The sequence below is a fragment of the Pseudoclavibacter caeni genome, from assembly GCF_008831125.1.
Classification (GTDB): domain Bacteria; phylum Actinomycetota; class Actinomycetes; order Actinomycetales; family Microbacteriaceae; genus Pseudoclavibacter_A; species Pseudoclavibacter_A caeni.
This window is the reverse complement of the sequence record NZ_WBKA01000001.1, coordinates 126,186-142,750: the sequence shown is the minus strand read 5'-3', so window position 1 is coordinate 142,750 and position 16,565 is coordinate 126,186. Positions and strand designations below refer to the sequence as shown.

Annotated in this window: 19 protein-coding genes and 3 tRNA genes; 9 read left to right on the top strand and 13 right to left on the bottom strand. The window is 69.4% G+C overall.

The window, feature by feature from the left end:
• Positions 1-71: 71 nt before the first annotated feature.
• The gene (locus F8O02_RS00725; protein ID WP_158035275.1) at positions 72-1,454 is read left to right on the top strand and encodes an FAD-dependent oxidoreductase; all 1,383 of its coding nucleotides are present in this window, start codon (positions 72-74) and stop codon (positions 1,452-1,454) included.
• Here F8O02_RS00725 and F8O02_RS00720 read toward each other — a convergent pair.
• Positions 1,390-1,710 (bottom strand): DUF4190 domain-containing protein, encoded by a 321-nt coding sequence (locus tag F8O02_RS00720; RefSeq protein ID WP_158035274.1) that lies wholly within the window; start codon positions 1,708-1,710, stop codon positions 1,390-1,392. The genes F8O02_RS00725 and F8O02_RS00720 overlap by 65 nt on opposite strands.
• Positions 1,711-1,971: 261 nt before the next feature.
• Positions 1,972-2,805, bottom strand: a complete 834-nt coding sequence (locus F8O02_RS00715; RefSeq protein ID WP_158035269.1) for an IS5 family transposase — start codon at positions 2,803-2,805, stop codon at positions 1,972-1,974.
• A gap of 53 nt (positions 2,806-2,858) precedes the next feature.
• Between F8O02_RS00715 and F8O02_RS00710 the strand changes: the two genes are divergently transcribed.
• On the top strand, positions 2,859-3,776 hold the full coding sequence (locus F8O02_RS00710) for a hypothetical protein (RefSeq protein WP_158035273.1): 918 nt from the start codon (positions 2,859-2,861) through the stop codon (positions 3,774-3,776).
• Between the two features lie 6 nt (positions 3,777-3,782).
• Here the strand turns inward: F8O02_RS00710 and F8O02_RS00705 are convergent, their stop codons facing one another.
• The 4 genes from F8O02_RS00705 to F8O02_RS00690 form a co-directional block, all read right to left on the bottom strand.
• Positions 3,783-4,454, bottom strand: a complete 672-nt coding sequence (locus F8O02_RS00705; protein ID WP_158035272.1) for an SOS response-associated peptidase — start codon at positions 4,452-4,454, stop codon at positions 3,783-3,785.
• A 422-nt stretch (positions 4,455-4,876) separates the two neighbouring features.
• Positions 4,877-5,371: a hypothetical protein gene (locus F8O02_RS00700; protein ID WP_158035271.1), complete on the bottom strand. Its 495-nt coding sequence runs from the start codon at positions 5,369-5,371 to the stop codon at positions 4,877-4,879.
• Positions 5,372-5,534: 163 nt separating this feature from the next.
• A complete protein-coding gene (locus tag F8O02_RS00695; RefSeq protein WP_158035270.1) occupies positions 5,535-6,764 on the bottom strand; it encodes a helicase-related protein in 1,230 nt (409 codons plus the stop codon).
• A gap of 27 nt (positions 6,765-6,791) precedes the next feature.
• Positions 6,792-7,625 (bottom strand): IS5 family transposase, encoded by an 834-nt coding sequence (locus F8O02_RS00690; RefSeq protein WP_158035269.1) that lies wholly within the window; start codon positions 7,623-7,625, stop codon positions 6,792-6,794.
• 116 nt (positions 7,626-7,741) lie between these two features.
• Between F8O02_RS00690 and F8O02_RS00685 the strand changes: the two genes are divergently transcribed.
• Positions 7,742-8,812, top strand: a complete 1,071-nt coding sequence (locus F8O02_RS00685) for a hypothetical protein (RefSeq protein WP_158035268.1) — start codon at positions 7,742-7,744, stop codon at positions 8,810-8,812.
• Between the two features lie 69 nt (positions 8,813-8,881).
• On the opposite strand, the gene F8O02_RS00680 is transcribed toward F8O02_RS00685, so the two are convergent.
• Together F8O02_RS00680 and F8O02_RS00675 are read right to left on the bottom strand one after the other, a co-directional pair.
• The gene (locus F8O02_RS00680) at positions 8,882-9,118 is read right to left on the bottom strand and encodes an HPP family protein (RefSeq protein ID WP_158035267.1); all 237 of its coding nucleotides are present in this window, start codon (positions 9,116-9,118) and stop codon (positions 8,882-8,884) included.
• The gene (locus F8O02_RS00675; RefSeq protein ID WP_179416255.1) at positions 9,115-9,882 is read right to left on the bottom strand and encodes a tetratricopeptide repeat protein; all 768 of its coding nucleotides are present in this window, start codon (positions 9,880-9,882) and stop codon (positions 9,115-9,117) included. The genes F8O02_RS00680 and F8O02_RS00675 overlap by 4 nt, the downstream gene beginning before the upstream one ends.
• A 306-nt stretch (positions 9,883-10,188) precedes the next feature.
• Between F8O02_RS00675 and F8O02_RS00670 the strand changes: the two genes are divergently transcribed.
• The 3 genes from F8O02_RS00670 to F8O02_RS00660 all read left to right on the top strand — a co-directional run bounded on the left by F8O02_RS00670 (position 10,189) and on the right by F8O02_RS00660 (position 10,564).
• A tRNA-Tyr gene (locus tag F8O02_RS00670) sits at positions 10,189-10,270 on the top strand.
• A gap of 80 nt (positions 10,271-10,350) precedes the next feature.
• Positions 10,351-10,422 (top strand) — tRNA-Thr (locus F8O02_RS00665).
• A gap of 65 nt (positions 10,423-10,487) precedes the next feature.
• Positions 10,488-10,564: transfer RNA gene (locus F8O02_RS00660), tRNA-Met, on the top strand.
• A 77-nt stretch (positions 10,565-10,641) separates the two neighbouring features.
• On the opposite strand, the gene F8O02_RS00655 is transcribed toward F8O02_RS00660, so the two are convergent.
• The 3 genes from F8O02_RS00655 to F8O02_RS00645 are packed head-to-tail and all read right to left on the bottom strand — an operon-like array spanning position 10,642 to position 13,485.
• Positions 10,642-12,330, bottom strand: a complete 1,689-nt coding sequence (locus F8O02_RS00655; protein WP_158035265.1) for an alpha/beta-hydrolase family protein — start codon at positions 12,328-12,330, stop codon at positions 10,642-10,644.
• A 19-nt stretch (positions 12,331-12,349) separates the two neighbouring features.
• Positions 12,350-12,664, bottom strand: a complete 315-nt coding sequence (locus F8O02_RS00650; RefSeq protein ID WP_158035264.1) for an AzlD domain-containing protein — start codon at positions 12,662-12,664, stop codon at positions 12,350-12,352.
• Positions 12,661-13,485, bottom strand: coding sequence for an AzlC family ABC transporter permease (locus F8O02_RS00645; protein ID WP_158035263.1), 825 nt, complete (start codon positions 13,483-13,485; stop codon positions 12,661-12,663). Before F8O02_RS00645 ends, F8O02_RS00650 begins: the two co-directional genes overlap by 4 nt.
• A 45-nt stretch (positions 13,486-13,530) precedes the next feature.
• Between F8O02_RS00645 and F8O02_RS00640 the strand changes: the two genes are divergently transcribed.
• Genes F8O02_RS00640 through F8O02_RS00630 form a run of 3 tightly spaced genes read left to right on the top strand, consistent with a single transcriptional unit; the run spans position 13,531 to position 15,619 of the window.
• Positions 13,531-13,998: an FAS1-like dehydratase domain-containing protein gene (locus F8O02_RS00640; RefSeq protein ID WP_179416256.1), complete on the top strand. Its 468-nt coding sequence runs from the start codon at positions 13,531-13,533 to the stop codon at positions 13,996-13,998.
• On the top strand, positions 13,998-14,456 hold the full coding sequence (locus F8O02_RS00635; protein ID WP_158035261.1) for a MaoC/PaaZ C-terminal domain-containing protein: 459 nt from the start codon (positions 13,998-14,000) through the stop codon (positions 14,454-14,456). The genes F8O02_RS00640 and F8O02_RS00635 overlap by 1 nt, the downstream gene beginning before the upstream one ends.
• Positions 14,453-15,619, top strand: a complete 1,167-nt coding sequence (locus F8O02_RS00630; RefSeq protein WP_225734041.1) for a UDP-N-acetylmuramate dehydrogenase — start codon at positions 14,453-14,455, stop codon at positions 15,617-15,619. Before F8O02_RS00635 ends, F8O02_RS00630 begins: the two co-directional genes overlap by 4 nt.
• Before the next feature lie 93 nt (positions 15,620-15,712).
• On the opposite strand, the gene F8O02_RS00625 is transcribed toward F8O02_RS00630, so the two are convergent.
• Together F8O02_RS00625 and F8O02_RS00620 are read right to left on the bottom strand one after the other, a co-directional pair.
• Positions 15,713-16,075, bottom strand: coding sequence for a DUF3618 domain-containing protein (locus F8O02_RS00625; protein ID WP_158035260.1), 363 nt, complete (start codon positions 16,073-16,075; stop codon positions 15,713-15,715).
• A complete protein-coding gene (locus F8O02_RS00620) occupies positions 16,072-16,458 on the bottom strand; it encodes a phage holin family protein (RefSeq protein WP_158035259.1) in 387 nt (128 codons plus the stop codon). The genes F8O02_RS00625 and F8O02_RS00620 overlap by 4 nt, the downstream gene beginning before the upstream one ends.
• Positions 16,459-16,565 lie beyond the last annotated feature (107 nt).

Below are 16,565 nucleotides of genomic sequence, written 5' to 3'. Positions count from 1 at the left end.
CAGCGCGTGACGCCCGGTGCCGCCGCAGCACGGGGCGTCGTCCCCGGCACATCGAGGAGGGATGGTCGCACATGGGCGAACAGCAGTCGAACGAGGGCATCCGGATCGCGGTTATCGGGGCGGGGCCGGCGGGCGTGTACGCCTCCGACATCCTGCTCCGCGCGGAGCGGGACTTCCCCGTCTCGATCGACCTCTTCGAGCGGCTGCCCGCTCCGTACGGGCTCGTCCGCTACGGCGTCGCCCCGGACCACCCCCGCATCAAGGGGATCATCCGGGCGCTGCGCGAGACGCTCGACCGCGGCGACATCCGCATCTTCGACAACGTCGACTTCGGGCGAGACCTCACCCTCGACGACCTGCAGCGGCACTATCACGCGGTCATCTTCGCCACCGGCGCGATCGAGGACGCCCCCCTGGACATCCCGGGCATCGACCTGCCCGGCTCGTTCGGCGCCGCCCGGTTTGTCAACTGGTACGACGGGCACCCGGACTTCCCGACCGGGTGGACGCTCGACCAGCCGGTCGTCGGCGTCATCGGCAACGGCAACGTCGCCCTGGACGTCAGCCGCATGCTCGCCAAGCACGCCGACGACCTGCTGAGCACGGAGATCCCCGCGAACGTGTACAAGGGGCTGAAGGCCTCGGCGATCACCGACGTGCACGTGTTCGGCCGGCGCGGCCCTATGGACGTCAAGTTCACCCCGCTCGAGCTGCGCGAGCTGGGCGAGGTGCCCGACGTCGACATCGTGCTCGACCCGGCGGACTTCGACACGGGCGACGCCGAGGCCGCCGTCGCGCGGAACAACCAGAAGAAGGTCATCCGGCGCATCTTCGACGGCTGGCTGAAGCGGGAGCCCGGCCACGCCTCCCGGCGCATCCACCTGCACTTCTGGTCGCGTCCGGTCGCCGTGCTCGGCGACGACCGGGTGACCGGGCTGCGGATCGCGCGCACGCGTCTCGATGAGACGGGCGCGCTCGTCGACACCGGCGAGACGCGCGACGTGCCGCTCGGGCAGCTGTACCGCGCGGTCGGCTACTTCTCCTCGCCGCTCGACCTGGTGCCCTTCGACGAGGTGCACGGCGTGATCCCGAACGAGGGCGGCCGGGTCGTCGATGACGGTCAGCCCGTCGTCGGCGAGTACGCCACCGGCTGGGTCAAGCGTGGCCCGGTCGGGCTGATCGGCTCGACCAAGTCGGACGCGCTCGAGACGGTCACGAACCTCGTCGCGGACGTGGACGCCGGCGCCGTCTGGCACCCGGCCGAGCCAGACCCGCAGGCGATCCCCGCGCTGCTGCGCGAGCGCGGCATTGAGTTCACCACGCTGGACGGCTGGCACCGGCTGGACGCCGCCGAGCGGGCGCTCGGCGAGGCCGAGCGCCGCGAACGGATCAAGATCGTCTCGCGGCGCGGGATGCTCGACGCGAGCCGTGAGGGTGCACCGGCGGAGGACTGAGCTGGCGGTCGAGCTCGCGGCCCGGGCGTCCTCGGGCGGCGCAGCCCGTCGTCGAGGTCGACGCGCCGACCGCGATCAGGAAGAACAGCAGCCACAGCACGAGCAGGCCGAGGGCGGTGTATCCGATCACGAGGCCCGCGACCGCCAGGCCACGCCCCTCCTCGCCGGTCCGGCGGATCTGCGCGAGGCCGATGTGCCCGAACACGATCGCCAGCGGCCAGAAGACGAAGGCCATCACGAGTGAGAGGATCGCCATCGTGTTGGCGCGCGCTGGGCGACCGGCTGCTGCCAGGGGCCGGTCTGCTGCGGCCAGGGCGTCTGCTGGGGTGACCACTGACTGGCCCGATGGGGGCTCCGGCGCCCGGCACGCCCCCGCGGGGTGGTGTAGGACGGCGGGGTGCGGTCATCAGATGGGGGGCGTGGTCATCGTGACTCCTCCTGGGCTCCCGCGGTGCTGCGGGGGGGCTCAAGCCTAGCGGGCTGTCAATGCCCGGGCCTAAGAGGTTGCGCCGTTTGGTCATGGTTGTTTGTGTGGTCTGTTATTCCAGCGGTATCTGGTCCAGGCTTGGGCGATGAGTCTTCGGGTGATGATGATGGCGTTTGCGAAGGCGATGAACGCGTCGATGACTCGGGTGCGGACTTCGGTGCAGATCTGGAGTTTGCGGAATCCCCTGGTGTGCCAGGAATTCGTGCGTTCGACCACCCAGCGGGCACCGGCTTGGAGGGGTTCGCCCTTGGTGCTGATCTGGTGATCGCAGCCGAGCGTGTCCAGGAGGTCACGGGTCTTGTGCGAGTCGTATCCGGCGTCGAGGTGGACGGTGATCTGTTCGGGCAGGTCGAAGCCGAACCTGGCGAGTTTGTCCAGAGTCGCCTCGAGCAGGGGTGAGTCGTTGCGGTTGGCTCCTGCCGTCACACAGCCGATCGGGATGCCCTGGCCGTCGACCATCAGGGAGCGTTTCGTGCCCTGTTTGCCCCGATCCACCGGTGATGGGCCGGCGGCCTGGCCACCGCAGGGGGCTTTCACGATGCATCCGTCGACGACCACGTTCTCGAGTTCCAGGCCGATCATCTTGTCGTAGCCGTCCAGACAGATCTGCTCGAGTCGGGTGAACATCCCGGCGGCGATCCATTCGTCTCGGCGGCGCCGGATCGTCGTGGCCGAACACGACGCATCCTCGATCTTCCGGTAAGCGACACCGAAGACCAGCACCTGGATGAGTTTGTCGAAGACCACCCGATCCGGCACTCTGGGGCGGTGACATCCCAGCGGGTGCTTATCGGCCACGGCAGGGATGAGGGCCTCGAACTGGCACCAGATAGGCTCAATGACCGATGATGGAACCGCGGGCACGGGGAATCCTGTTGATACACGTATTCTTCACACAATCGTGATTAACAGACCCCGTGCCCACCCCACCTCAACCCATCGGCAAGTCACCAAACGGCGCAAACTCTTACTACGCCGCAGGTCTCGGCAACACCGGCTTCGAATCGATCGCTGGCCAGCCTGCCCTGCTGTTCCACGGTCAGCAGGGCTCCGGCGTCTCCATGAGGATCGATTCGATTACGGTCACCGACCCGACTGGCGCTCCCGTTCCGGACTACGCTTTCGTGACCGGTGACTCGGAGTCCACGGAGGCCGGCGAGACTGTCATGTTCCGGTCCGATAAGACCTTGACGAAGCTCGCATCGCTGCAGGGAGGGACAGGTCGAGGCTGCGACGACACCCGCACGCAGACCACCGGGCTGCTCGTCACCTACACCGGCCCTGCCGGCGGCACCCTGCACCCGGTCAACGGGCCGTTCTGGCCGTTCATGCAGTACGACGTGCAGAAGTCCGGGAACATCCTCTACTACAGCTACGCGCCCGGGTACATCGATCAGGAAATTCGCGCGGACACCCCGAACGGTGCCATCTTCGGGTTCCTGGTGACGAAGGCCAGCGCCACAGTGAAAGCACCATCCGATGCACGCGGTGATGACCCGAAGTTCACGGCCTCGGTGAGCTCAGGGTCGAACTCCGCTTCGGTCGACGCAGCACCGGGGGAGACGCAGAGCACCGACAGCCGAGTGTTCCTCAGCGGATCGGACCTGAAGTACCGGGTCGATGTCGCAGGCTCCTCACCGGCCTGGTACAAGTACAACTGGACGTGCACGAGAAACGACCGCGCCGACCCCACGCTCACCGACGGCGTCGGAGACGGCAACGAAATGACCGTGCCGAAGACCAAGATCAGTTTCGGCGACCGTATCTCCTGCTCCGCCGATGTGCAGCTGCGCCCGGTGACGTTTGAGATGAAAGACCGCTACTGGCGGCAGTGACCGCTTTCAGAGTGCCGCAGTGAGCTCCGGGCCGTTTCCTTTCAGCGGTGCGACCTCATGCCAGGCGAGCGATCCAGCGGTCTCGATGCTCGAGCGGGTCAGCTCCCCGGTCAAGGCGTTGCCGTCGACCTCGGGGTCCAGCCACGCGTCGACGAGGGTGCGCTCAATGGTCACCGGCATGCGGTCATGCAACCACGCGAGCGGGGCAGCGGCGTCCTGGGTGAGGACTGTCGCAGTCAGCGCCCAGCCGTCGTCGGCACTGGCTGCAGGGTCATGCCACCAGCTGTACAGGCCTGCGAGTCCGAACGGCTCGTCGCGATGCACGTAGAAGGGGGTCTTCGACTTGCCGGCGGTCTGCCACTCGTAGTATCCGTCGATGGGGAAGATGCAGCGTCTCCGTGTCATCGAGGCGTGGAACGTCGGCTTCTGGCCCGCGGTCTCGATGCGAGCGTTGAATGTCGGGAACTTCAGCTTCAGGGTCTTCGACCACGTCGGCACCAGTAACCAGCGCGCCGGCGCGAGACGGCGAACCCCGTCCTTGTCGCCGTCGAGCACGATCAGCGCATCCTGCGTCGGCTTCAGATTCCACGACGGCTCAAAACCGGAACTTTCGACTTGGGCGACGTCGAACAGAGCGACGTAGTCACTGGTCTTCGCCTGCACGATTCGTCCACACATGGCTTGAGCCTAACGTGACAGCCGAGGACTGAGTGAATCCACCGCACCAAGACGAGGGTGCTGTCACGGTATCCCCGTGCAGGTTCATCACTCACGGTGGACGTCGACGCGCAGCTGCATCCAGCGACCTGCAAGATGCGCCACCGATACTGGCGCCAGTAGGGACTCAGAGCCCCGGGCCTTCTCTGACTCGCCATCTTGCTGTCAGCAGGGCTCCGGGGCTCTGTGCCTATCGATTTCGATGGATGCTCCACCACCCCACAGCTGCGGCGCATGGAACCATGACGAAGGTGTGTGGCAGGAGCATGTTGATGAACTGCTGTGCACCACCGCCACCGATCAGACATCCAACGAATAGAGCGACATACGAGGAGAGCGCAAGCACCGCAACCGCCCACAGAATGCGCTTCTTCATAGTGGCCTCAGCAGACCGAGTTCCAGTCGATGGCTCCGCTGCCAGCCGCTAACAGCAGTTCGCAGGGGATGCCCAGTGCTCCAACGGAGCCAGCTGCGGCCAGTCCGCAGATTGCTGTGCCCCAGATGGTGTACAGCCCATACCCGGCCCAGGCACGTGCACAGTGGATACCCCAACCGTAAGTTGTGACCTGACCTTCAGATGGCTGGCAGCTCAGTGAAGGCGTTGAATCCGGCAGCACCTTTGCATGCTCCTGAGTAGAGATCTCCCGAGCTTGCTGCAGGTCTACGACATCAACGAGGTTCGCGGCCAGGAACTCCGTCGAGACTCCAGCGTGCACTGCAGCCTCCTGGAGCGCTCCGGATGACGTCAGCAGCTGTACCTTGGTTGTGCTTTGATCATTCTCTGCGGCGGTGGCCGGGCTGACCATACCGAGACCAACGAGTGCTGCGCAGACCATTGCGATCAGCGCTTTGACGAGATTTGTCCCTGTGAGTGTCATGCAGGTTTCCTCTCTTTTGGTTACAGGCGTACCGTATCATGCGTCACGCATAGTCGAAGAGAATGAACGGGTTTTGTCCATTGGCTGCTATCCACGGCACCCATCTATGCAGCCCGCACCTCAGACGGTCGGTACGCGCAGAAGCCCCAGCTTGGGCCGGAGATCAGCGTCTGACATGTGACGTCATCTGATCAACCCGAGCCTGAATCAGGTTCACGAGCACGTCCGTAGCTGTGAGATCGTCGTCCTCGTCGACGTAGACGCTGTTGTCGCCGCCGATGGTCGCGTCTAGGAACTGCGCCTTCCGATGCAGCGTCGCCTGCACGATAGGGTCGAGCGTCCCCTGACAGACCAAGGTGCCGATGGACACCTGGTCTGCAGTCTGGCCGGTGCGGTGGGCCCGGTCTTCCGCCTGGACGACGATCCCAGGGGTCCAGTCGGTCTCCACGAACAGCATGCTGTGGCACCGGGTGAGTGTGATCGCCACACCGGCCGCATGTGTGGAGCAGACGAGTGCCCCGACACGACCGGCTTGGAACTCGTCGATCAGATGATCGCGATGCTGCCGGTTCATGCCGCCGATGATCATCGCCGCACCGTCGATGTCAGGCACTTTCGTCGCCAGCACCTCAGTGACCTCCTTGTGGTGAGTCCAGACGATCAGCGGGTCACTGAAGGTGCCGTCATCAGACCGTGTCTGAGCGATGTGCTGCGCGATCATCACCTCGGCAACGGGAACTTTGCAGACACCGGCAGCGCGTCGCAGCTGTGAGATGTACCCGAGGTTGCCGTTCGCGTAGTCGAGGATCGCCTCGTGGTCGGGGAGGGCCCCGTGCTGCTTGCGCCACTCCTTCAGCCACGTGTCGATCTTCTGGTTGATCTCCTTGTGAGCCCGGTTGAACTCCGCCATCGGTGCGTCGATGTAGATCGGGTACCGGTGCTTCGGCGGCAGCTGGGGGCTCACCTGCGCTTTGGTGCGGCGGATCATCACCTCACCTGACAGCTTCTGTTGCAGCCAGTCCTCCCCTTTGCGGGAGGGCCGCAGACGCCCGTACCGGTCGAGTGTGCAGGTGTGGTCGAGCAGTTGCCGGAGCCCGCCGAACACAGAGACGTCCTGACCGGTGAACTCCATCAGCGGTGCGAGCTCCGCCGGCGACTTCAGCATTGGCGTACCGGTCACGGCGATGCCCTGCGCCCTGCAGTCGTGGGTCAGCTGGAGGACCGCTTCGCTGCGTCGGGAGCCGTAGGTCTTTCCCCGGTGCGCTTCGTCCCAGATGACGACGTCCGGCCCCCATTCGGTGAGCGCCAGTGCGAGACCTTCCCTCTGCGCCAGCAGACTGTCAGCGACCACGACCGCCACCGGTCGATCTGATCGGTCCGTCGGTGGTGTCACCCAGCGCTTAGAGGTTGCGCCGTTTGGTCATGGTTGTTTGTGTGGTCTGTTGTTCCAGCGGTATCTGGTCCAGGCTTGGGCGATGAGTCTTCGGGTGATGATGATGGCGTTTGCGAAGGCGATGAACGCGTCGATGACTCGGGTGCGGACTTCGGTGCAGATCTGGAGTTTGCGGAATCCCCTGGTGTGCCAGGAATTCGTGCGTTCGACCACCCAGCGGGCACCGGCTTGGAGGGGTTCGCCCTTGGTGCTGATCTGGTGATCGCAGCCGAGCGTGTCCAGGAGGTCACGGGTCTTGTGCGAGTCGTATCCGGCGTCGAGGTGGACGGTGATCTGTTCGGGCAGGTCGAAGCCGAACCTGGCGAGTTTGTCCAGAGTCGCCTCGAGCAGGGGTGAGTCGTTGCGGTTGGCTCCTGCCGTCACACAGCCGATCGGGATGCCCTGGCCGTCGACCATCAGGGAGCGTTTCGTGCCCTGTTTGCCCCGATCCACCGGTGATGGGCCGGCGGCCTGGCCACCGCAGGGGGCTTTCACGATGCATCCGTCGACGACCACGTTCTCGAGTTCCAGGCCGATCATCTTGTCGTAGCCGTCCAGACAGATCTGCTCGAGTCGGGTGAACATCCCGGCGGCGATCCATTCGTCTCGGCGGCGCCGGATCGTCGTGGCCGAACACGACGCATCCTCGATCTTCCGGTAAGCGACACCGAAGACCAGCACCTGGATGAGTTTGTCGAAGACCACCCGATCCGGCACTCTGGGGCGGTGACATCCCAGCGGGTGCTTATCGGCCACGGCAGGGATGAGGGCCTCGAACTGGCACCAGATAGGCTCAATGACCGATGATGGAACCGCGGGCACGGGGAATCCTGTTGATACACGTATTCTTCACACAATCGTGATTAACAGACCCCGTGCCCACCCCACCTCAACCCATCGGCAAGTCACCAAACGGCGCAAACTCTAAGGTGAGAGGCATGGACGCCCCAGAAGTCCCCAGCACCCAGCCCGCATCCAGATCCGCGCCGGAGGCTGACGCACCGGCGACGGGCGCCCCGCCGGTACCGTCCGCCCCGGGCACCGCTGTGCCGGCGGCGTCCGCGCCCGCCCGGCGGCGCCTGCCCCCGGGCCTCTGGATCGCGATCGGCGCGCTCGTCGCGATCACGCTGCTCGTCATCGTGTCGCTGTTCCTCGGCGATGTGCCGGCCCGGGGGACGAAAGTCATCGTCACGATCATCCTCTTCGGGATGTTCGTCGGGGTGACCATCGGCGAGCTCGCGATCGCCGACCGCGACCGGGGGTACCCGGTGGCGTTCGGCGTGGTCACCAGCGTGTACGTCCTCGCCTGGTGCACGCTGCTGACCTGGCTCGAGCCGGTGGCGGCGGGCGACCGGCTCGCCCGTGGCGGCGACAACGCCGGGATCGCCCTGCTGATGCTCGTCCCGCTGCTCGTCGTGGCCAAGCTGCCGGTGGTGGCCGTCTGGCTCTTCCTGCGCCCCGCGGGCACCGACCGGACGCTGCGCGCCCTCACCTGGGTCTCAGCCGGGCTGCTCGGCGCGCTCGCGGTCGTGCTGTTCCTGCCCCTCCTGCTGGGGCGGTCGTTCCGCGTGGAGGTCGGCGACTGGTTCGGGCGTCTGATCGTGATCGTCGCGATGCTCGCGTTCCTCGCGGCGTCGATCGACGTGCTGCTGACCTGGTGGACGGGGCGCGACCGCCGTCGGGCGGCGCGGGCCGCGCCCGCCCGGGCGCGCGTCGCCGGGCCCGTGAGAGCAGCAGGGGCCCCGGGCCCGGTCGCATCGGTCATCCCGGCTCCGCCCGCGACCTCAGCCTCGCCCGCCACCGGCGACGGGGGTGTCCCGGCCGGTGCGGCGTCGGCTCCGCTGCCGTGGCCGGTCGCCGAGGACGGGGTGACCCCGCTGCCGGCGGGCCCGGACGGGCGGCCGGTGTTCAGCGTCCTGCGCCCGTGGGCCGGGCGCACCGCGCCGGTGGCCGAGGGTGACCCCGAGGCCGACGCGGCCGTGGAGCGGGCCCGACGTCGGCTCGGCTGACCGGGCGCGAGGCCCGTCCGGCCGGCGCCGTCGAGGCGGGGGATCAGGCCGGTCCTGCGACCGGGTGGGTCAGCGCCGGCGACTGTCGCGGTCGTCGACCCCGGAGGGGCGGATCACCACGCCGCTGACCGCGCCGATGCCCAGCGAGGGCAGCAGGTAGAGCCACTCCTGGGTGAACACCCACAGGAAGACGCCGACGATCGCGCCGATGACGATCCCGGCGATCACCTGCCGGCGCACCGCCCGTCGGTACTCGGGGGTGTCACGGCGATCGTCGCCGGGGCGTCCTGTGCGCGGTGTCCTCACTGCTGTCTCCCATCCTCGCGGTGCTCGTCGCGACCGCGACGACCCCGTCTGCGGCCGGTCGTCCCGCCGGCGCTCCTCGTCGTGTCGCCGACGCCCGGCTGTCGGCGCTGGGCACGTCGTCCCGCCGGGCGCGGCTGGGCGTGCCGGGGCGGCACGGTGGCCGTGGGCCCGGGCGCGGTCTCGTCGACGGCGTCGTCGGCCGGAGCCCGCCGGGCGCGCAGATCTCGGCGGCGCAGCACGGGGTGCGCCTGGTCGATCGGGTCGATCACCGGCGCGGCGGAGTCCGACGGCGCCGGCTGCGGATGCGCGTCGTCGGCCGGCATGCCGAGCAGTTCGAGCGCCATGTCGACCACGTCGTCGACCCGGCCGAGGTCGGCGAGGGTGCGCACCTTGAGCGCGGCGAACCAGCGGCCCTGCTCCTGCCCGGAGTACTCGGTGAGCCCGTAGTCGAGCCAGTGCAGGGCGTCCTCGCCGCGGCCGAGCGAGCGCAGGCAGTCGGCCATCTGCAGGATCGCCAGCGGCCGGTTCTCCTCGCTCAGCCCCTTCTTGATGACGAACTCGAGGAACATCTGCGCCTTGAAGTGGTTGTTCGCGAAGTAGTAGGCGCTCGCGAGCTGGAAGACGTCGTCGGGCGAGGAGGTGTCCATGAAGGGCACGAGCTCCTCGAACAGGCGCACGGTCGACTCCGGGGAGGCATCGCTGGCGACGTTCCACGCCTGCTCGGCGATGCGGCGCCACAGCCGTTCCGTGGACTCGCTGTGCATGATCTCCTCGGGCGATGGGTGATGGGCGAGGCGGGCGTCGTCTCGCGCCGATGCCGGTCGCGTGACCGGGCGCGCATGCGCCCGGCGCCACGTCATCCGATCCTGATCATAGCGCCGGGGAGCTGGCGGTGCGCTGTGCGCGCGCGAGTCAGTGGACGGCCGGTGCAGGTGGGCGCGGGAGGTGTCGTCCGGACCCGCCAGCCCGGACCGGCCCGGACGGCCGGTCCGCCGCCCGCACGGACGTCGGCTGGCGACATCGGTGCGGAGTTTGCTATCCTGTTCTGGTTGCGCCGTCAGGCGCGACGCGGCGGGTTACCCAAGCGGCCAAAGGGATCTGACTGTAAATCAGCTGGCTCTGCCTACGTAGGTTCGAATCCTGCACCCGCCACGGCGACGGCATTGCCGTTCGCGGTCGGATGCCGGCCGGACGAGGTGGTACTCTCGTCTGGTGCCCGGTGTCCGGAGCATGCCCCGATAGCTCAGTGGTAGAGCACTTCCATGGTAAGGAAGGGGTCGCGAGTTCAATCCTCGCTCGGGGCTCGCAGTGCGGGTCGGTTCGGCCTGGTGGTCGAGCGGCCGCCGGATCCCCTCCCCATCGCGGCTGTGGCTGGGTAGCTCAGTTGGTGAGAGCGCACGACTCATAATCGTGAGGTCGAGGGTTCGAATCCCTCCCCAGCTACCATCCCTCAAAGGCCCTGCTCCCCCGTGTTCGCGCGGGAGCGGGGCCTTTGTCGTCTCCGGGCGCGCCGGACCCTGCGGTCATTCCACGGTGTCCATGAGCTCCTGCGTGCGCGCGTTGTCCCAGTCGATGCCGGTCAGCCGCTCCCAGACGGGCACCGCGCTCGAGCCATAGTTGTGCCCGTACGTGGCCGGGGCCCACTGCGAGATGAGCATGTCGAGGGTGACCTGCAGCCAGGTCACCCCGGGCGTCCAGGCGAAGTACGGCGTCAGCAGGCCGCGGGCCTGCTCCGCGGCGATCCAGTCCGGCTGGCGCCACAGCAGCGAGCGCTGCCATTTCACCACTGGGTCCGAGGGGTTCTGCAGGTAGACGAGGCGCGGGGTGTCGGTGCACCCGGTCACGTCGTCCGGTCGCTCCACGAACAGCACCGAGCGGCCGCCGTCGACGAGGCACTGCTCCTGCTCGCGGCGCGCGGTCAGCTCGGTGTGCAGCGGGCTGATGCCCGGGGTGCCGGCGAAGAGCACCGCGTCCATCTGGTCGGTGAGTTCGTCGAGGTCGGGGAAGGCCTGCTCGGTGCCGTACGCGCCGAGGCTCTGTGCGTAGAGGTACAGCCGGGGGCGGTGCCCGGTGGCCTGCTCGTGCGCGATCGCGGCGTCGTGCACGGCGGTCACGAGGGCGCGGGCCGTCTGGGCGACGCGGTCGCGGTCGAAGAGGAACGACAGCGCGCTCGGCAGGTACGAGTACTGCATCGACACGGTCGCGATGTCGCCGTCGTAGAGGTACTCAAGCGGGCGGGCCGACTTCGTGTCGACCCAGCCGGTGCCCGTGACGACGACGACCTGCAGGGCGGCTCGATCGAACGCGTCCGTGCGCTCGAGCTCCTTGACCGCGATGCGCGCCTGCTCGGGGATGTTCGTCGAGAACCGGCGGCCGACATACACTCGGATCGGATCCTTCGCCGGCCGGCCGGGGTTGTAGCGCTGGATCTCGTCGATGTCCGGGCCGCCGGAGACGAACGTCTGCCCGGGCCAGCCGAGCGAGTCCCAGGAGACGAGCGAGGCGTCCGATCCGCTGCGCAGTGGGTCGTCGGGCTGGGTGAAGCCGGAGTCGCGCTCGTTCTGCGCGGTGTAGAAGCCGTCCATCAGACCGGCCGCGACCGGGCGCACCCCGGTGTCGACGAGCAGGACGCCGACCAGGGCGATCACGGTGACGGTCACGACCTGCGCGGCCAGCGGCGGCAGCCGGCGGATCACTCGGCGATCGAGCAGGAACCGGTGCAGCACGACGACCGCGTGCGCGAGCAGGCGCAGGAGGGAGAGGATCGTCCACGCCACGGCGACGGTCATGAACACCATCAGCACCGTGCGCAGCGTGACCGCGCCGAGTCCGTCGTCCGGCTCGGCGAACCCGCTGACCGGGTAGACGCTCGCCTGCCAGATGACATGGACGACGAGCCAGTACAGGTTCGCGGCGAGCACGGCCGTCAGCAGCGTCCAGCCGATCCAGTGGCCGGTGCGACGGCTCGGCCGCCAGCGCACGAACGCGCGCAGGATGCGCCCGAGAAGCACTCCCGCTCCGTAGCCGATGATCACGAGGATGCCGCTGATGAGCCCCTGCCAGTACCACACCCGCGGCATGAGCGAGGGGGTCAGCGAGGCCCAGAACAGGTTGAGACCCACGAGCAGGCCGAACAGGTCGAAGCGGCGGGCAAGCAGCTCACCGAGCGTGCGCGGCAGATCCGCCGGGGAACGGGTGAGAAGCGAGCGCACGCCCCCGATTGTACGGGTGTCACCCCCATCCGAGCGCGCGCAGCACCGCGGCGACGACGGCGCCGGCGATCACCACCACGATGAACGGCGCCCGCCGCCACAGCAGCACCGCGGCGACGACGAGCGCGACCGTCCGCGCGTCGAGGACGAGGGATGTCCCGGTCGTGAGGGTCTGCACGGCCACGAGCGCGGCGAGCAGGGCGATCGTCACGGCGGCGAGCACCTCACGCACCCGCCGGTCGTCGAGCAGTCGACGCGGCAGCGCGTGACCGCTGAGTTTGAGGAGGAAGGCGATCGTGGCTGACGCGAGCACCGCGACCCAGGCGAGACTCATCGGGTCTCCTCCGATCCCGCTGTCGCGGTGGCCGCGGAGCGGCGCAGCCGCCCCCGACGGGCGAGGCCGGCGAGCGCGATCAGCGCGCCGACGCCCGCGGCCGCGAGCACCGGCATCCCGCTCGGGGCAGCCGGCGTGAGCGCGATGGCCACGACGCCCGCGGCGATGGCCACGACCACCGGCTCCCCCGAGCGCAGCCGGGGCCACAGCAGGCCGAGGAACGCCGCGCTCGCGGCCGCGTCCAGCCCCCAGACGCCGGGGTCGGGGATGTGGTCGCCGATCAGCGCGCCGACGAGAGACAGGGCGGCCCATCCCGTCCATACGCCCGTGGCGGTCGTCCAGAAGCCAACCCGGCGGGCGGGCGTTGTCGGCTGGGCGAGCGCGACGGCGGCCGTCTCGTCGATGGTCAGCTGGGCGGCGAGCAGCCGCCGGGGCCCGTGCACGTCGAGGATCGGGGCGAGCTGCATGCCGTACACGGCATGTCGGCTGGCCAGCAGCGAGGAGGCGGCGATCGCGCCGGCCACGCTCGTCGGGGTGAACCCGACAGCGCCGATGACGCCCACGATCGCGAACTGCGAGCCTCCGGTGAACAGCAGCATGCTCATGAGCGTCGTCTGCCAGACGGTGAAGCCGGCCGCGACGGCGAGGGCGCCGAAGCTGATGCCGTACAGCGCGGTGGCGATGGAGACGGAGAGCGCCGTCCGGCGGGCCGCACGGATCGCCCCGTCGCCGGCGCCCCCGACGGAACCGGATGCCGTCGGGGCCGGACCGGCCGGGGGATCACCGGCGGCGGATGCGGGCGGGAGCGGATCGGTGGACATGTCCCCGTCATTCTGGCAGCCCGCGCCGGTAGACTGGCCGATGTGGTGAACTATGACATCGCCGGCAGGACGTATCCGGCCACGCAACCGTACCTGGTGGGCCGCGAGAAGATTCGCGAGTTCGCCGCCGCCGTGCAGTCCTCGAGCCTGCTCGCGCGCGATCCGGCCGCTGCGCTCGCGGCGGGCTACAGCGGCGTCGTCGCCCCGCCGACCTTCGCGGTGATCATCTCGCAGCGAGCGGAGCAGCAGCTGCTGTTCGACCCCGACGCGGGCATCGACTTCACCCGGCTCGTGCACGGCGACGAGCGCTTCATCCACGAGCGGCCGATTGTCGCCGGCGACGAGCTGACTGCCCAGCTGACCGTCACCGCGGTGCGTCGGCTCGGCGCGAACACCGTGGTGACCACGGTGACGAAGATCCGCGACCGCGACCGCGCCCTGGTTTCGACGGCGATCTCCACGTTCGTCGTGCAGGATCCGGAGCCGACCGCCGAAGGCGAGGAGGAGGCGTGATGAGCGCACAGGACGCGCGGGACCTGCCCGCCATCGAGATCGGCGCGACCTTCGGGCCGCGCACCGTGCACGTGACCCGGGACACGCTCGTGCGCTACGCGGGGGCCTCGGGCGACTTCAACCCGATCCACTACCGCGACGACGCGGCGCGGGCGGCGGGGATGCCGGGTGTGCTCGCCCACGGCATGCTGACCATGGGCATCGCCATCCAGCCGGTCGTCGACTGGGTCGCCGCCGGCGACCCGGGTCGGATCGTCGACTACCAGGCTCGGTTCACGCGTCCGGTGCTCGTGGACGCCGAGGCCGGCGCCGACGTGCAGCTGACGGTCGCGATCACCGGGATCGACCCGGTCGACGACGGTCTGCACGCCGGCCGCCGGGCGGCGACCGTGCGCATCACGGCGCAGTTCGACGGGCATCCCGTGCTCGGCAAGGCGATCGCCCGGGTGCTGCTGTGAGCGCCGCGGTGGCGGACGGGGCGGTCGGCACCGACAGCGGGCACGTGGGCTTCCGCTTCGCCGACGAGACGACCATGGGCGTCGGCGGGGGCGCCGAACGGGTGCTCGACATCACCAGCCCCGCGGAGGCGCTCGACGCGCTCGCTGAGATGGACGGCCCGCAGGACGAGCACGTGGTGCTCGGCGGGGGCTCGAACCTCGTGGTCGCCGACGAGGGCTACGACGGCGCGGTGCTGCGCGTGCGCAACATCGGCCACCAGCAGGTCGACAACGGCGATGGCACGGTCGACGTGCACATCGCGGCCGGCGAGATCTGGGACGAGGCGGTCGCCCGCACCGTGGCCGCCGGTCTCGGCGGCATCGAGTCGCTCAGCGGCATCCCGGGGCGGGCCGGCGCGTCCGTCGTCCAGAACATCGGCGCCTACGGCCACGAGGTCGGCGAGGCGCTCGTGTCGATCGAGCTGGCGGACGCCGACACCGGGACGCTGCGTACCGTCCCCGCCGCCGCGCTCGGCCTCGGCTACCGCACGAGCGCGCTCAAGCGCGAGGAGCTGGAGGGGGTGGTGATCGGCATCACCGTGCGCCTGCACCGGGATGGCCGGTCGGCGCCCGTCGCCTACGCCCAGCTCGCTGATGCGCTCGGGGTGCCGGTCGGCACCCGGGCCCCGGTCGACCGGGTGCGCGAGGCGGTGCTGGCCCTGCGTCGGGCGAAGGGCATGGTCTACGACCCGGCCGATCCGGACACGCACGGCTGCGGCTCGTTCTTCACGAACCCGATCGTGCACGCGTCGTTCGCCGCGGACCTGCCGCGCGAGGCCCCGCGCTGGCCGGTGGCGGCGGGCCCTGAGCCGGTGCCCACGGCGATCCCGCTCGAGCGTTACCGCGGCGACGAGCTGCAGCCCGACGGCACGCGGCGCCCGCCGCGGATGGTGAAACTCAGCGCCGCCTGGCTTATCGAGCATGCCGGGGTGCGCCGCGGCCTCGCGTTGCCGGGCTCGCACGCGGCGATCAGCTCGCGGCACACGCTCGCCATCACGAACCGGGGCGGGGCGACGGCGCGGCAGGTCATCGAGCTGGCCACCTTCGTGCAGACCCGGGTGGCCGGCGAGTTCGGCATCGCGCTGCAGCCCGAGCCGCTGCTGCTCGGTTTCGTCGAGAACTAGTCGGCGCAGCGTCAGACCGGCGGGCACCCGCCCGCCGGCCTCGCGGCGACGGTCGGCGCCCCAGCTGCGGCCGGGGCTCCGCGAGGCGCGAGATCAGCGGCGGCGCAGCCGGCGGATGACGAGCAGCGTCGTGACGGCCACCGCCGCCCCGATCGCGGCCCGCTTCGCGATGCGCTTCACCTGCTGCACCCGGGCCACCGGGTCGACCCGGTCGACGAGCTCCGTGACGTTCGCGGAGAGCGACCGCTGGGCGCGCTCGATGCGCGCGACGATGTGGTCTGCCTCCGAAGCGTTCGCGGGCAGCAGCGCCTCGGGGTCGTCGAGCAGGGGATGCCGCGGGGCGGCCGCCGGGCGGGCATCGGCGGTCTCAGAGTGCTTGGGGTGCGGCGGTACCGCGTTCGGATCGCGCAGATCCGCGGGACGGTCCGTGGGGTCGCTGTACACGCTGGCGCTCATCGCCGGCTCCTCTCAGGGGTGAATGACCGGGCGAGACCGCGCACGGACTCCACCGTGCGTGGCGCGCCCTTGACACGCCGGACCCGTCGCACGCCGACGCCGACGGCGATCCCCGCGATGACGAGCAGCACGACGGCCAGCACCAGGCCGGACAGCGCGTTGCCGATCAGCAGCCCGAGGCCCCACCAGGCGGCGAGCGCGAGGAAGAACAGGGCGAGCACCGCGGTGAGCCCGGCCGCGATGAACAGGCCGCCGCCCACGGCGGCGTTGCGGGCCGACTGTCGCACCTCCGCCTTCGCGAGCGCGATCTCCTCGTGCACCAGCTCCTGGACGTCGGACGAGATGTCGCCGACGAGCGTCGTGAGCGGACGTCGATCCGTCATGTTGCCTCGCCTTCCTGAGGGATGCGGGTGCGGACTCGCGTGACGTCGGACGTCGCGCCGGGGTCGGGCCCCGCGGGGTTCATCCCCAGTCTATCGAGTGCGCGCGC